An 884-nucleotide genomic window follows, 5' to 3' on the forward strand; every position below is an offset into this window, starting at 1 on the left:
ATACACCTTTTCATTTTTAGCTAGTTTATTAGCACATTACTGTCTATTTTATCATATCCCTAACCAAAAAATCTAATATAGTATCTTATTTTTTTGAATTTTTTATCGCCCTTTCCTACATTGCTTTTACAAGCCTAAGAAAGGGCGATCTCCCAGAATGATAACAATGAAAAGTTTTCGATAGAATATGATATCTCTCGAAAAAAATGATTAAGGAAAATTCCTCTTGGTAAGATTAATAAAAATTCTGATTTTTCCAATCATATCAGATAAATACTTCTTTCTAAAGTTTTCATCTTAATATCACTAGACAGCAAAAAACACCGCCCTTATTTAACAATGTATTAATAAGAGTGGTGTTTTATTAAAAAATTGACGATGACTACCTAACACTAAAATTATAAACTGTCATCTTCTGGGTCGTCCTTCTTGCGTTTAGCAAGAAAGGCAAGACCAGTTGCAGTAGATAGAACTCCTAACACCGCTGCAAGTGGATTACTTCTCTCAATAAACTTAGGAAGCATCCTAGATTCTGGTTGTACCAAAAGTCTATCAGCCTTAGCCTTAAGAACGAAACTATCAGAATTGCGATCATTAACAGAAAGACTAGTTCTTTCTGATGTGTTAATTATCAGTGAAGTGTTTGTCAATTGCTCTGAACTCATTGAAGATATCTGTGAGTTTGATGAATCACTGGTTGAGGCACTTTGCGATGCAGATGTGCTTGCGGACTCTGATGCACTTGTTGAAGCACTGGTACTTGCGGATTCACTGGCACTTGTCGATGCACTCATTGAAGCACTGGTTGAGGCGCTCTGTGACGCTGATGTACTTGCGGACTCACTTGCACTTGTTGAGGCACTCATTGAGGCGCTTGTACTTGC

Annotated in this window: 1 protein-coding gene and 1 pseudogene; one reads left to right on the top strand and one right to left on the bottom strand. The window is 36.7% G+C overall.

Annotated elements, in window-relative coordinates:
• Nucleotides 1–398: 398 nt before the first annotated feature.
• Complete coding sequence (locus tag HMPREF2877_RS11080; RefSeq protein ID WP_083306941.1) at nucleotides 399–650, bottom strand: LPXTG cell wall anchor domain-containing protein; 252 nt, start codon at nucleotides 648–650, stop codon at nucleotides 399–401.
• On the opposite strand from HMPREF2877_RS11080, the pseudogene HMPREF2877_RS11085 reads away from it, so the two are divergent.
• Nucleotides 640–884 (top strand): annotated as a pseudogene (locus HMPREF2877_RS11085) (hypothetical protein); the annotation flags it as partial. The gene HMPREF2877_RS11080 and the pseudogene HMPREF2877_RS11085 overlap by 11 nt on opposite strands.

Origin of the sequence: Streptococcus sp. HMSC072D03 (genome assembly GCF_001812855.1) — a bacterium.
Lineage (GTDB): Bacteria > Bacillota > Bacilli > Lactobacillales > Streptococcaceae > Streptococcus > Streptococcus salivarius_D.